Raw genomic sequence first — 14,988 nt, forward strand, 5'->3', positions numbered from 1 at the left:
ATCCAACAAAAGTCCTGTAAATTTAGGCGGCAGGCGATGTTTGTGCAAAAAAAAAGTTACGACAAGCCAATAAGTGGAAGCTTTTGATCTCATGCCCACACGCTTCTATTTTGTTTGTTTACCATCTTTCTGAAATTAGAGCTATTTAGAATCTACATCCTGATATTGCATGGAATATAGAAACCATTTCGAATTCAATTAAAAACATGCCAACACTCAGCAATGTGCATAAAATGCGGTTGTTGAAATATTCATTTGCCACAAATATTAGCATAAGATACGATTTTTTCGTATCTATACAAAAAGGAATAAATTAAACCCACATAATTAAACATCGAACAAAAAAAACAATAAGCCATTTACACCTACATCATGGTTAATTTTTCAAATCAATACAAAGCAATAAAAAACGCATCCATTAATAACGGTCAATTGTAAATCGTTCATTAACTTGAAGAGTCTGTGACGTACATCACATAAAAATCCTAATAGCAAGGAGTGCATATATGGAACAACAAGGCCAAGATTTACTTATTCCACACGATAGTTTATTACCACATCCTCCAGAAAATATTAGAATAGAATCAGTTATTCACCCTGTAAAAGAACATTATTCCAGTACACAACCACTTCAGGATATTCACTCGGAAGTATTTAAAATATTGCTCAATAGACATGATGCAAAGGAAGTGATTGAAATAATACGGCAGAGAATGCCAGAACTGACTTTAGCTCATGTGTCAGCCCACTATTTACAACTCTGCCTAATGTACGGTGCCGATCGCGGTGTGGCCAATCTGTTTCAGAAGATCAGAATGCGCTACAACCGAAACACTCATAATGATCTTGTTAATGTCGCAACACGTTTGATTAACACCAGTTTCATGGACGAGGCTAATACGATTATTTTGCACTTATCGGAGTTCGCTAGTCGGCATCCCGCTCAACGTATCTTGCGCTTAAAATATCTATTTGCACTCGAACAGCTTGATGAACTGAGTTCAGTGTTTAAAGACATTCCCCTGAAAGATTACCAAACGTCAGACGAGCTGCTTGCGCTTCGTATCAAATATGACTGTGTGATGGGGAATCCAGTAGCAGGTCTGGAATGGTTAATAGCCTTATCCCCCCTCAACACGCTACCGCCTCTCTTACTCCGGTGGGCCGTGGATTGCATGACTACGCTGGAACGATACGAGGAAGCTATTCCCTTACTAGAAGCATCGCTTAGCCTTGATTTTTCCTATCAGAGGGACACTAAGCGCGTGCTGCGGGTGGCGGAAAAAACGGGGGAAACGCCCAGGCTGGTGCAGACTATCGAACACCTCCATGGCTGGTTTACCAGTCCTGATCTGGTCCGCTTGCGCACGACGCTGCTTCAGGCTTATACCACGTCCTACCCAGTTCAAACTAACGTCCCCCTTCCAACAGGCAACTCTCAAACATTCGGTGATGTCCCTTTGTCGTTAGTGCCCCCCCTATCTGAATATGCCATATTTTTCTGTACAGATGCCGCGTTTAGTCTCCCGACCGTTGTAGCGTTAACGTCATTGGCGATGTCGATAGACTGCGCCAAGAATCCACCAGATATCTATATCTTTGTTCCACCCGAAATACATCCCCGTTGGGAACGTATTGCCGATCGATTCTCAGCAACGTTTCAAGCCATAACGCTACGAATTGTATCAACATTACAGATGGAGCTGGATGAAAAACGAGCACATTTTGGTTTCTATAGCGCGGGTGAGAAATTGAGTACAGCAGCCTACGCACGGTTCTACGCAAGCCGCTATTTACATCATATCGGCGTGGCCCGTGCACTCTATCTGGATTCTGATATTGTGATCCTGCATTCGCCCTTATCCCTGCTCTATGAGGATATGCAGGGGTTCCCATTGGCTGCACGCACTGACCGAAATAGTCCGCTGATAAAACGTGCAATAAGACTACATCGGATTGCCAATAAGCGTTATTTCAATGCTGGAGTGCTGCTGTTTGACCTCACGCATCCGGCCACAATTTCTAACATTAATACCGCAATTACTTATAGCGAACAAGGGGATAGCTCGTTGCTTTTCCTTGACCAATGCGCACTAAACAAAGCCATTTCGGGGCTTTATCTGGCGCTGGATGAGCGGTACAACAGATTCATGCCACCCAGTAGCCCAACACAAATGACGGTTGATGACACCATTATTGTGCATTTCATTGAAGCACCAAAACCCTGGCAAGCGGGCTACGCTGGACAAGGCCTCAAGCTATGGAATGAATACCAACGCCATGCGCTACGCATAGTCGGCGATGAGCTTTTTTGTTTTACCCCTCCCCGTCCCTCCGCGAAGGAAGACGGCTTTTAATAAACACTAACGCCTATCAACACCAGGGCGCTTCAAATCTTTTATCGATCTAATAGGCGCAGTCCCATCGAGACCGCGTCTGATACTAGTGCAGGTAGTACAACTACGGGCGGATACCGTTGGCCGTCATTTCATTGGGTGACAGTACCAACTCACGATATCCGCAATAGGGAGTGCAGAGATGACGGCACAAGACAAGGATTTTTTTTTCTCACACCACACCAGAGGGCCCGTTGCACCACCCTTGGTTTCAGGTCATTTATCGGCTAGTCGAATAACCGAGCCTTCGGCTGGCCTTACCATAACCGACACATTCCTCAATATTGAGATAAGCAGAATAGTGCTCAATTTGCACGATGCCAGTCGCACGTTTGCTGCACTGCAAACAAAGAACGCCAATGTTTCTCTGGGTGTTTTGACAGCTAGCTACCTGCAATTATGCCTCCGCTATGGTGCCGACCAAGGTGTCGCCCGCTTGCTAAAGAGCGTGCAAATGGCATACGTGCATAGCTGTTATCAGGCGCTGGTCGGCGTCGCAACTCGCCTAATCGACGCAGAGCTGATGTCAGATGCAGAGTCGGTCATTTCACATCTATGTGAATTCACTGGCCACACTTCAGATATCAAGATTCTCCGTTTGAAATTCATGCTTAAGACTGCACAGTTCGACGAGTTGCACAGACAATTTGTCCGTATTTCTTTACGCGATTATCAGCTCAACACTGAGCTCCTTACACTACGTGTTAGATACGAGTGTATGACGGGACGGCCCGATACAGGGCTAACATGGTTGGAGAAGTTAGGTCCTCTAAACACGTTACCTGTCGACCTCATGTGGTCTGCGGCACAATGCCTGAACGACCTCGGCAGATTTGAGGAGGCCTTGCCTTTACTTGAAACATGGCTCAGTCTCAATTTCTCTTTTAAGGATCACGCGGAACTGGTGCTGAATACGGCGTCAAAAAGCAGTGGCACCTTGAGGCTCGTGCGGGCTATCGAGGTATTACATGGCTGGTTCACTTCGCTCGATCTGTTACACCTGCGTAGCGCATTACTCCAAACAATTGAAGCACGCCATTCTGCTCATGCGAAAGTTACTTCTGTTGATGAGCACCAAAGCACCAGAGAGCTAGCCTTCCCCTACGCCAACGACATGATATCCATGACAGCCTCAAGGCAAAGACACGCTATTTTCTTATGTGCTGATACCGCATATAACGTTCCAGCGCTGGTAGCGCTAACCTCATTGGCAATGTCGATTACACAGACTAAGGATCTCCCCGAAATTTACATGTTTGTTCTGCCTGAAACGCATGACATCTGGCTCCACATAGCACACTGCTTTGCCCAAAAATTTACGCTGACAGTGCAAATTGTGTCGACATTACAGATAAATCTCGATGAAAGCCGGGCGCATTACGGGTTTCAAAACTACGGCAAAATGCTGAGCATCACCGCGTACGCCCGGCTTTACGCAAGTCGCTATTTGCAAGAGTTAGGCATTACACGGGCATTGTATTTGGATTCCGATATTGTTGTGCGCCGTTCACCAACGAGTTTGCTGCATATGGACATGGAAGGATATCCACTCGCAGCACGTACTGAACGTACACACCCAAGAATCAGCCGCGCCATTAAGTTGCACGGTATTCCAAGTGGGCGCTACTTCAATTCCGGTATTTTACTGCTTGATTTCCAGCACCCAGCAACGCAATTAACAGTAAATTCGGCCATCGCTTATAGCGAGCAACTCGATAATAAACTGCTCTATCTCGATCAATGCGCTCTAAACAAAGCCGTGCAGGGACTGTATCTGGATTTGGATGAAAGGTTTAACTGGTTCATTGTTCCTGACGATACGGCCCATCCTCAAGATGAGAATGCAACTATCGTGCATTTTATCAGTACGCCTAAACCTTGGGATCTTACCTACAGCGGTAGAGGAGCCGCACTTTGGGCTGGCTACAAGCACCATGCAATAGAGACAGTCAGCGAGGAGGTCTTTTATGCCATAAGCGAAGATCGCACTACGAGGGACACATATTAAACACCACCGATAGATCTCACGTTTAGTATCGATTTTAGAAAGCCAACAATACAAGGAACATAGATATGTCCAAACAGGATCGGAACTTAGTGCTGCCAAACCTCGCACTGCAACCAGAGAGACAATCAACGTCTAATCCATCTTCTCTTACCAATAATGCATCACCTGAAGATATTCATGTAGCGATATTCAAAACACTTCTCAACCAGCATGATACTCGTGAGGTGCTGCTTGCACTCCAGCAGCAAACATCGCTTTCATCGGGAATTTTGGCCGCCAGTTATCTGAACATTTCCCTGCAATATGGTGCTGACAGTGCAACTGCCAGACTTTTTAACAACGCGTCTATAGCCTACTCTTCTCGTAATTATGACGGCCTTGTCCACAGCGCAACCCGTCTGATTAATGCCGGGAGCCTAAAAGAAGCGAATGCCATCCTTTCACATTTGTCAGAGTTTGCCGGCCAGCATCTCAATACTCGTATACTTTATTTAAAGTACCTATTTAGAGACCGGCGTTTAGACGAACTGCGCCAACAGTTCGAAAATATTCCAATTCGAGATTATAGGGTGTCTGAAGAACTTTTAGGGCTTCGTATCCGCTACGAGTGCGATATCGGTAATCCAGAAGCAGGGTTGGCATGGTTGACCGATCTTGGCGCATATGAAACGCTATCTCCTCGTCTTATCCAAAGTGCTATCTATTGCTTGATCAGTTTAGCGCGCTACGACGACGTTGTTCCCTTGTTAGAAATCTGGCTCAACCTTGATTTTTCTTATCAGTACAACGCCAAACATATTTTGCTGGTTGCGACTCAGACAGGAGAAACAATCAGGCTGATACGTGCCATAGAACAACTGCACGGTTGGTTTACTTCACCCGACCTGATCCGCTTACGGAGCGCACTAATAACATTAGATTCAACGCAACAACGAATTCATAACGGGAACGACCAAGATCATAAACCAGAAAATACAGAGCAACAGGAACAATCTTCACTTGGTGTTCATCCTTCACCACTGCATACCGTTTCCGAAAGTGCCATTTTTTTCTGTACCGATGCAGAGTATACCGCACCAGCGATTGTCGCACTCATTTCGTTAGCGCTCACCATCGAACGTAGTGAAAATTTACCAGATCTCTATATTTTCGTGTTACCGGAAACCCATAGCCTATGGGAACGTATTGCAGACAATTTCAACAAGGAATTTTCGTCTCTGACGCTACGAGTGGTCTCAACGTTGCAAATGCAACTTTCTCAATGCCGTACTAAGTACGGGTTTAACACTATGGGAGATGTACAGAGCACAATGGCATACGCTCGGATTTATGCCAGCCGTTACCTATCCCAATGTGGTGTAGCCCGCGCCCTATATCTTGATTCAGATGTTGTTGTCCAATTTTCACCACTGCCGCTGTTATATATGGATATGGAAGAGTTCCCGCTGGCGGCGTGCAATGATCAGATTGACCCTCTGGTAGACAAAGCGATCAAGCTGCATGGTATCACTAATGGCCGCTACTTTAACTCTGGTGTGATGCTATTGGATTTCCATCACCCAGCTACATTACCCGCAATAGAAGCTGCGATTGCCTACAGTGAAGACACAGACAACTTACTCATTTTTCAGGATCAGTGCGCACTGAACAAAGCGATCCGTGGCCTCTATCTACCACTGGATAATAAATATAATTGCTATATGCCCCCAGGTCGGCCGGTGAGTGCAATTCATGAAAACGCCACTATTGTCCATTTCGTCAACACACCTAAACCGTGGCACCTGGCTTACTTAGGTCAGGGAGTAACACTCTGGTCCCGCTTTTATGACCATGCCGTGCGTATTTTCGGGAAAGATATTTTCCTCTCTATCTAAGATCCTATGCTAAGAAAGGTCTACCAGATTGAGCATAAAAGTAAACTTTCACGGATTATCGAAAAATACAGCCAAGCCTGCTGTGATATATCAGAGCAGGCTACTTCCTTCAGGGATGAATATAAAAGAGGTAGGTATGCTTTATCGTCGATTTGAGCAACTGATAGCTATTTTCCGCGATGCGCCAACAGATACCCCCCCAAATAGATTACGAGCCTTTTATTTTCACTATCTATATCAAGTCTGGCCAAGCTTCGTTGTACTATTAGTCGTAGGGGGAATTACCGCGCTTATTGATGTGGTGATACTCAGTTATTTAGGCCGTATTATCGATCTCATCCGCATCACTCCCAATAACCGCTTCTTTAGTGAACATGGTAATGAACTTCTCTGGATGGCGACCCTTATGCTCGTCATTCATCCCTTTTTTATGGGATTACGTAACTTACTCACTAATCAATCGATTAACCCTTGTATGACGAACATGATTCGATGGCAGAATTATAATGTTGTACTCAAGCAGAGCCTGAATTTCTTTCAAAGTGATTTTGCCGGACGGATCGCACAACGCATTATGCAAACAGGAGGAGCACTACGTGACTCAGCTGTTCAGGCGGTCTCTGCTATTTGGCATGTGCTGATTTATATATTAAGTACGCTGTTTCTGCTGTCAGAAATGGACTGGCGTTTAATGTTAATACTTATTATCTGGGTAGCATTATACATCGGCTGTATCCGCTATTTCGTGCCACGGGTCAAGGCACGGACTATTGAGTCAACAGAGGCCAACTCAAAACTCATTGGGCGTATCGTTGATGGCTATACCAACATTTTCACTTTGAAGTTATTTTCTCATACCATGCTTGAAACTCGCTATGTTCGGGATGCAATGGAAGAACAAACGCATAAAATGCAGATGGCCAACCGTGTACTCACCAGTATGGATCTGGCAATCATCATGCTGAATAATCTGTTGATCATCGGTAGTATCGGTTTTGCGCTATGGCTCTGGACGCAATCCTTGCTAAGCGCTGGCGCGATCGCGATAGTGACCAGTTTAATAATTCGTATCGCAAATATGTCAGGGTGGATCATGTGGGTGATGAATAGCATCTTCGAAAACCTTGGTATCGTACAAGAAGGCATGAAGACAATTTCTCAACCTATTGGCATTACCGATAAAGTAGATGCTCCGTCATTGAATATACAGAATGGCGCTATCACCTTTGAGCAGGTTAATTTTCGTTACAACACCTCACACCACATCATTGAAGAATTCAATTTTTGCATCAGGCCTGGGGAAAAAATTGGTCTCGTCGGGCCCTCTGGAGCAGGTAAGTCAACGTTGGTCGGATTGCTTCTTCGCCTTTATGACCTGCAAAGTGGAAGTATCCTCATCGATAACCAGAATATTGCCGACGTGACACAAGAAAGTCTGCGGGAGCAAATCGGGATGATTACACAAGATACCTCGCTGCTGCACCGCTCGATACGCGATAACCTGCTGTACGGTAAATACAACGCCACTGATAAAGAGTTGATGCAAGCACTGAGGAATGCACAAGCAGATGAATTCATCATGCAAATCGCCGATTCACAAGGTCGTTCAGGACTAGATGCACATGTAGGAGAACGGGGTATCAAATTATCGGGAGGTCAGCGTCAACGTATTGCCATCGCACGCGTATTGCTGAAAGATGCCCCTATTTTAGTGATGGATGAGGCAACATCAGCACTGGACTCGGAAGCAGAGGCCGCTATTCAGGATAATCTGGATATATTAATGAAAGGAAAAACCGTTATTGCTATCGCCCACCGCCTATCAACCATCGCCAAAATGGATCGTCTGGTGGTAATGCAACAGGGAAGAATTGTCGAAGTAGGAAACCATACCGATTTATTGGCACGAGAGGGGGTATATGCCCGTTTGTGGCGGCATCAAACGGATGGGTTTGTCGGGATAAGCTAAATCTGGCGTAAAACACAACCGGAAGGCACAGCCACTAACAGATATCGCTTCTACCCTCCACGCTTCTGGCTACTGGCCTTAATGATTCGCTACAATTTCGCCGGAAAACGGAAAAAGTGAGTCCTCCCTTTCATGCCTGTCACTTAAGGCCATTTTTAAGATAAATATGGGGACAGGTTCGCAGGAACACCTCTCCCCGTAGTCTCACTGAGTCTCTCAGTGCTTAAACGCACGGTATTCGCCCCTACGTCCCGTGGGCAAAAAACCCCATTGTTATCGCTTTCTCCCTCATCTTCTTATAGGCATTTGATGTTGACATCGGTACAATCGCTGCCCTAACGAACATAACTTTGACTATTTTTTATCCTTATGAGCAATATCGCCCCCCCACAACCACGTATCGGCTTTGTTTCCCTTGGTTGCCCGAAAAACCTCGTCGACTCCGAGAGGATTCTGACCGAACTGCGTACTGAAGGTTATCAGGTCGTGCCACGTTATGACGACGCTGAACTGGTTATCGTCAATACCTGTGGTTTTATTGACAGCGCCGTACAAGAGTCGCTGGAAGCTATCGGCGAAGCGCTGAATGAAAACGGCAAAGTCATCGTGACAGGCTGTTTGGGCGCCAAAGAAAATCAAATACGCGAAGTGCATCCTAAGGTTCTGGAAATTACCGGTCCGCACAGCTACGAGCAAGTGCTGTCACACGTTCATCAATATGTCCCTAAACCGACGCACAATCCGTTTACCAGTCTGGTTCCCGAACAAGGTGTGAAACTCACACCACGTCATTATGCATACCTGAAAATTTCAGAAGGCTGTAACCACCGCTGTACGTTCTGCATCATTCCTTCCATGCGTGGCGATTTGGATAGCCGGCCGATCGGTTCGGTACTGGATGAAGCGAAACGTCTGGTCGATGCTGGAGTAAAAGAGCTGCTGGTGATTTCGCAAGACACCTCGGCATACGGTGCTGATGTGAAGCAGCGTACCGGTTTTTGGAATGGCCAACCGGTCAAGACAAGTATGGTCAGCCTATGTGAGCAACTGGCCTCGCTGGGTGTGTGGGTGCGCTTGCACTATGTCTACCCTTACCCACACGTAGACGATGTGATCCCATTAATGGCCGAAGGGAAAGTTCTGCCTTATCTGGACATTCCGCTCCAACACGCCAGCCCGAAGATCCTCAAGCTGATGAAGCGCCCGGGCGCGGTAGAAAGAACGCTGGAGCGCATTAAGCGCTGGCGCGAAATTTGCCCTGATTTAACGCTGCGATCTACCTTTATTGTCGGCTTCCCCGGCGAAACGGAAGAAGACTTCCAGATGCTGCTCGACTTCCTGAAAGAAGCCAAACTTGACCGTGTAGGCTGTTTCAAATTCAGCCCGGTCGAAGGCGCAGCGGCTAATGAATTGCCAGGTCAGGTGCCGGAAGAAGTTAAAGAAGAACGTTTCCACCGCTTCATGCAGCTTCAGCAGGCAATCTCCACCCAGCGTTTGCAGGATAAAATTGGCCGTGAAGTGCTGGTGCTGATCGATGAAATCGACGAAGAAGGTGCGATTGGACGCAGCATGGCCGATGCGCCAGAGATAGACGGTGCGGTTTACCTGAACGGAGAAACTGGCGTAAAAGTCGGTGATATCGTCAAAGTAAAAATCGAACATGCTGACGAATACGATCTGTGGGGTAGCCGCGTTTAATACGCTCATCACGCCAGCTTTTCTGCCCGAAAGGCTGGCGTTTTATTTCCACACCCTATCGCCCCGAACGCTGAAAATTCAATCAATAAACCGTCTGTTCCTCGCCTGCTTCTTGCGTCACCCTGTCAGGTAAAGTAGCCTTGAGACATGATTAGTCTACTCGCCTTACCTGAGGCATAAGCATGTGGAAACGCCTGACATTCGGTTTGTTAGCCCTCATTGGCGTGCTGCTGCTCTCTGCTTTTGCCCTCGATCGCTGGATCAGTTGGAAAACCGCGCCATTTATTTACGATGAGCTTCAGACCTTGCCGCCACGTCAGGTCGGCGTCGTATTGGGGACAGCAAAATACTACCGCACTGGCGTGATCAATCAGTATTACCTGTTCCGTATGCAAGGAACGATTAACGCCTACAACAGCGGGAAAGTCAGCTACCTGCTATTAAGCGGTGATAACGCGCTGCAAAGTTACAATGAACCAATGACAATGCGTCGCGATTTGATCGCTGCAGGCGTTCCACCTTCCGATATCGTGCTGGACTATGCTGGCTTCCGTACGCTGGATTCCATCGTCAGAACGCGCAAGGTGTTTGATACCAACGATTTCACCATCATCACCCAGCGTTTCCACTGTGAGCGTGCACTCTTCATCGCGCTGCACCTTGGTATTCAGGCACAGTGCTACGCCGTGCCGTCACCCAAAAACATGATGACCGTGCGAGTTCGTGAATTTGGTGCTCGTCTCGGCGCACTGTTCGACCTGTATATTCTCAAACGCGAGCCGCGCTTTTTAGGACCACAGGTGCCGATTCCCGCAGAGCATAAGATCCCAGAAGATGCGCCAGACTACCCTGCCGTTCTGCCGGAACAAGTGCTGACTTCACCAGTGAATCAGACTAAACCTTACCAACCAACGAAAACAGCGCAGGAACCCACGCCGCTGAAAGAGAAAGCGGCACCGTAGTGCATCTTCCTACGCCGTTTTCCCTATCGCATTGGTGAGTTTACGCCACAACCATTCAAGTGGCCCCTGGCGGAAATAACGTAACCAATAGTGGGAAAAGACCAGATTGACGACCCAGATAGCGGGAACCAGCGCCAGCAGTTGCAGACGGGTGAAGGCCATAAATAGGCCAAGTTGGTTGAACAACGCCACACAAATCAGCGTTTGTAATAAATAGTTGGTTAGCGCCATACGTCCAATATCCGTAATCCAATACGTGATTCGCCATTGGCACAGCGTGGCCCAAAAACCATAACACAGCGCAAGATACCCTATCGCCTGTAATGGTGAGCTAAGCTCACGCGGGATCTGCAATAATAGCCCGCTCCAGCGATACTCCCAGCCCACCAGCCACTGCCCCACCACACCGATGCTATTAATTGCCACACCCAGCGGAATCAGCCAAAGGGCAACCTTACGATAGTGTGCAGTACTGAATTCACCTTTCAGCCAGCCGCTGCGCATCAACCCTGCGCCTAGCAGCATCGATCCCGCCAGTAACCAGCCGTACTGCACGCCCAGCGATAACAGGCTTTCCGTTAACAGATCAATGCGATTTTCCCACGCTACCGGTCCACCTAACGCCCGCCAATATGCCTCATAGGTGACATCTGCCATGCCTGGCAGCCAGAATCTTCCCGGTTGTAAACTCAGAATCTGGCTCAGGACAAATAGCACGCCTATTCCCACAAGATACAGAACCGCTCCGGTGCGCATTAACAAGCGGCTGCTCTCCGCATGGCGAATCATGCCATAGCACACCAGCCCAATCAGCGCATAGTCGAGCAAAATGTCACCATCCCACAGAAAAATGGCATGAATCAGCCCGATGATCATCAACCAGAACAGGCGTGCATGTACCCAGCGTTTCCCCCGCGAGAGCAGAAGCTGTAGTCCCGCACCGAAAAGAAGAGAAAACAGTGTCAAAAATTTCGCCTGTGCAATCAGATCCATCGCAGCCCATGTTAAGGCATCAGATAATGTGGTTTGTCCCTGCCATGCGGGGTTCAGGTATGCCGCATGCGGTAAACCAAACGCCGTAATATTCAGCAGCAGAATGCCCAAAATAGCGATACCGCGTGCAAAATCTAGCGCAACGATCCGCGAGGGTGGCAAATGAGGTGATGGTACAGTTTGAGAAGGCATACAAATTATATTTTCAAATCATCAAAGTAGCGATTGTATGCACTGACGGAGAAAAAGCGAAGGTGCTTGCTGATTTGGCGATGACAAAATGTCTTTTCTTCATCATCGCCTATACGAGAGGATTAATTATGATGACGTACCGCACGCAAGAATTCCTGACGCGTGTTCTGGCTGGATTTAAACAGACCACCTAGCGATGTCGTGGTTGTGGCACTGGTCGCATCACGAATGCCGCGCGCCTTCACGCAATAGTGCACCGCATCAATTGAGACTGCGACGTTGTTTGTTCCAAGCAACGTTTGTAGCGCGACCAAAATCTGCTGCGTTAAACGCTCCTGCACCTGAGGACGCTGCGAGAAAAACTGAACGATTCGGTTGAGCTTCGACAAACCGATGACGCCATCCTTCGGGATATATGCCACGGTAGCTTTCCCATCGATCGTCACAAAATGGTGTTCGCAGGTGCTGGTCAATGTGATATCCCGCACGGTGACCATTTCATCCACCTTCATTTTGTTTTCAATGATGGTGATTTTAGGGAAGTTGGCGTAGTCCAAACCGGAGAATATTTCATCAACGTACATTTTGGCGATACGCGTCGGTGTTTCAGCCAGACTGTCATCGCCCAGATCGAGGCTCAGCAAATTCATAATTTCCGTCATATGCTCGGCAATACGTTGCTTACGCGTATCCCGATCCAACAGCGCCCCGCGCAGCGGCGTTTCCAGACCGCGTGCCAGCAGCGCTTCGTGCACCATAACGGCTTCTTTACTTAGTGATGACATTATTATTCTCCTGCAGGTGTAACTATGCCTATCGCACTATCACGGCCTCGGTCAGACCCAAGCGCCGTCAACACTCTAGTTGAGAGAGTAACGATTATCCAGCGATTGTATGTCATGATTGTTGAAATAGATTCAAGTTATCAAGCGCAGTGGGTATGCCTGTGCGCCGTAGCAAGGATAGAAGAGTACACAGTAAAACGGCTATTCTGCGATAAACAAAAAAGCACTGAGAACATAATCTCAGTGCTTTTAACGATAAATTACCTGACTTTTGCGGCCGCCACTGTCCTGACGCCGTTTGTCATGAAATTATCAGAAGGTTTCCCAGTTGTCGTTGGCATTGCCTTTCTTACCGCCAGCGGCCGCTAATAACATCGGCTTCTGCGCAGCTGGCGCTTTCTCTGCCAGACGTTGCTGAGGACGACGATGCCCGTCTGTGGCCGACAAGTGGAACACCGATACGGCTTCCGTCAACTGCCGGGCCTGATCTTCCAGAGATGCAGCGGCGGCAGCAGACTCCTGTACCAGTGCGGCGTTCTGTTGCGTAACGCCATCCATCTCGGTAACAGCCTGACCAATCTGAGTAATCCCGCGACTCTGTTCATCCGATGCCGATGCGATTTCTCCCATCAGATCGTTCACACGGGTAATGGCAGAAATGATGGAATCCATCGCTTCGCCAGTTTGTGTGACCTGATTTGACCCCATGTTGACGCGTTGAACTGATTCCGTAATCAGGCCTTCAATTTCTTTCGCCGCCTGAGCACTGCGCTGCGCCAGATTACGGACTTCACCCGCAACGACCGCAAAACCGCGACCTTGCTCACCGGCTCTGGCTGCTTCTACCGCGGCATTCAGCGCCAGAATATTGGTCTGGAAAGCGATACCGTTGATCACACTAGTGATGTCGGCAATTTTCTTTGAGCTTGTCGTAATGCTCGCCATCGTCGCCATCACATCTGCCGTGACATCGCCACCCTTTTTCGCTGCCACAGAAGCTTCCTGCGCCAGCTTCGTGGCTTGATGGACGTTATCGGCATTCTGTTTCACCGTCGCACTCAATTCTTCCATGCTAGCCGCCGTCTGCTCCAGTGCGGCTGCCTGCTGCTCGGTACGTGCGGACAGATCGTTGTTTCCGCTTTTGATCTCACTTGAGCCCTGATGAATCGACGCTGAACTGTCGCGGATGATAGAAACCGTATTGACCAGACTTCCCTGCATCTCTTTCAGGTAAGGGATTAGTTGTCCGGCACAGTTGCGACCAAACTCGTCAATCGGGTGGCCAAGCTGCCCGGCAGCCAGTACCTGGAAATAGCCTTTGATCATATTCAACGGCTTGACCAGGTAATGAACCAGATAGCGATCTGTCAACAGCAGGATAAGCAACCCAATAATCGCTGCACCTAACAGGATATGATTACTCCAGCTAGCCAGACTATAGACCGCATTCATTGACGTCTCTGACGACGAAATAATCGCGGTCTGATATTTTTCCATATTGCTGCCAAACGCCACGCTCAGCGGTGGGTACGTTTTACGGAAAAGCTGACGAAACTCCTCCTGGCGGTTATCACGCGCGGCATTCAGCATCGGCGTTAACCCATTATCCAGCAGTTGGGTCCACGCCGCGATCATATTGTCTGCCGTATCTTTATCGACGCCGACATGTGCAGCGGCTTTAAACGCAGCCAGTTGATCTGATGTATTTTTAAACGCCGTTGTTGCTGACGTAAATACTTTTTCTGCTTCCGCAGTTTCGCTCGTTTCCTGAAAATCCATCGAACGCAACAAGCGAGTAACCGTACGAAAATACTGGTCATTGCCTTTTACCAGCATCTCTACGTTTTTACGCTGAGTTTCGCCGGACTCCAATAGTTTAGTCATGCTGCTTAATGACGTAGAGGTAAAGAAAGATGCTCCACCCCATACAACCAAAAACAGCCCCAATATTGTTAAAAGCATTGCCCTGATGGTGATATTTTTTAAAAAGTTCACAGAAGACTCCTATAAATTATCTGGCGATTTTCCTCTGCGCTTTCTACAACATGGCTGCACATTTTTAATTGGAAATACGCCGGGTGTTACGTCATTTAATGAAGAGCTAAGGCTCT

The 14,988-nt window shown here is 47.7% G+C and carries 9 protein-coding genes; 6 read left to right on the forward strand and 3 right to left on the reverse strand.

Going from position 1 to position 14,988, the window contains the following annotated elements:
* Positions 1–506 precede the first annotated feature (506 nt).
* From CLR69_RS07240 to sanA, 6 genes are all read left to right on the forward strand, one after another.
* Positions 507–2,357 carry a glycosyltransferase family 8 protein gene (locus CLR69_RS07240; protein ID WP_129711475.1) on the forward strand — a complete coding sequence of 617 codons (1,851 nt, stop codon included), beginning with the start codon at positions 507–509 and terminating at the stop codon, positions 2,355–2,357.
* 181 nt (positions 2,358–2,538) lie between these two features.
* On the forward strand, positions 2,539–4,404 hold the full coding sequence (locus CLR69_RS07245) for a glycosyltransferase family 8 protein (RefSeq protein WP_129711476.1): 1,866 nt from the start codon (positions 2,539–2,541) through the stop codon (positions 4,402–4,404).
* Between the two features lie 65 nt (positions 4,405–4,469).
* Complete coding sequence (locus tag CLR69_RS07250; RefSeq protein ID WP_129704376.1) at positions 4,470–6,278, forward strand: glycosyltransferase family 8 protein; 1,809 nt, start codon at positions 4,470–4,472, stop codon at positions 6,276–6,278.
* A gap of 136 nt (positions 6,279–6,414) precedes the next feature.
* Entirely contained in the window at positions 6,415–8,247 is a 1,833-nt protein-coding gene (locus tag CLR69_RS07255; protein ID WP_129711541.1) for an ABC transporter ATP-binding protein, read from the forward strand.
* 369 nt (positions 8,248–8,616) lie between these two features.
* Positions 8,617–9,945, forward strand: coding sequence for a 30S ribosomal protein S12 methylthiotransferase RimO (gene rimO, locus CLR69_RS07260; protein ID WP_129704374.1), 1,329 nt, complete (start codon positions 8,617–8,619; stop codon positions 9,943–9,945).
* Between the two features lie 182 nt (positions 9,946–10,127).
* Positions 10,128–10,907 (forward strand): outer membrane permeability protein SanA, encoded by a 780-nt coding sequence (sanA, locus tag CLR69_RS07265; protein ID WP_129704372.1) that lies wholly within the window; start codon positions 10,128–10,130, stop codon positions 10,905–10,907.
* A 9-nt stretch (positions 10,908–10,916) separates the two neighbouring features.
* Here the strand turns inward: sanA and yeiB are convergent, their stop codons facing one another.
* The 3 genes from yeiB to CLR69_RS07280 form a co-directional block, all read right to left on the reverse strand.
* Positions 10,917–12,092, reverse strand: coding sequence for a DUF418 domain-containing protein YeiB (gene yeiB / locus CLR69_RS07270; RefSeq protein ID WP_129711477.1), 1,176 nt, complete (start codon positions 12,090–12,092; stop codon positions 10,917–10,919).
* Between the two features lie 122 nt (positions 12,093–12,214).
* Positions 12,215–12,877, reverse strand: a complete 663-nt coding sequence (folE, locus tag CLR69_RS07275) for a GTP cyclohydrolase I FolE (protein WP_129704368.1) — start codon at positions 12,875–12,877, stop codon at positions 12,215–12,217.
* Between the two features lie 312 nt (positions 12,878–13,189).
* A complete protein-coding gene (locus tag CLR69_RS07280) occupies positions 13,190–14,872 on the reverse strand; it encodes a methyl-accepting chemotaxis protein (protein WP_129711478.1) in 1,683 nt (560 codons plus the stop codon).
* Positions 14,873–14,988: the final 116 nt, after the last annotated feature.

This window comes from Pectobacterium zantedeschiae (assembly GCF_004137795.1).
Taxonomy (GTDB): Bacteria; Pseudomonadota; Gammaproteobacteria; order Enterobacterales; family Enterobacteriaceae; genus Pectobacterium; species Pectobacterium zantedeschiae.

Excerpts from the sequence above, each read along its gene's own strand:
- CLR69_RS07245 (WP_129711476.1), top strand. The coding sequence starts at position 2,539 with ATGACGGCACAAGACAAGGATTTTTTTTTCTCACACCACACCAGAGGG.
- sanA (WP_129704372.1), top strand. The coding sequence starts at position 10,128 with ATGTGGAAACGCCTGACATTCGGTTTGTTAGCCCTCATTGGCGTGCTG.
- rimO (WP_129704374.1), top strand. The coding sequence starts at position 8,617 with ATGAGCAATATCGCCCCCCCACAACCACGTATCGGCTTTGTTTCCCTT.
- CLR69_RS07240 (WP_129711475.1), top strand. The coding sequence starts at position 507 with ATGGAACAACAAGGCCAAGATTTACTTATTCCACACGATAGTTTATTA.
- CLR69_RS07255 (WP_129711541.1), top strand. The coding sequence starts at position 6,415 with ATGCTTTATCGTCGATTTGAGCAACTGATAGCTATTTTCCGCGATGCG.
- yeiB (WP_129711477.1), bottom strand. The coding sequence starts at position 12,092 with ATGCCTTCTCAAACTGTACCATCACCTCATTTGCCACCCTCGCGGATC.
- folE (WP_129704368.1), bottom strand. The coding sequence starts at position 12,877 with ATGTCATCACTAAGTAAAGAAGCCGTTATGGTGCACGAAGCGCTGCTG.
- CLR69_RS07250 (WP_129704376.1), top strand. The coding sequence starts at position 4,470 with ATGTCCAAACAGGATCGGAACTTAGTGCTGCCAAACCTCGCACTGCAA.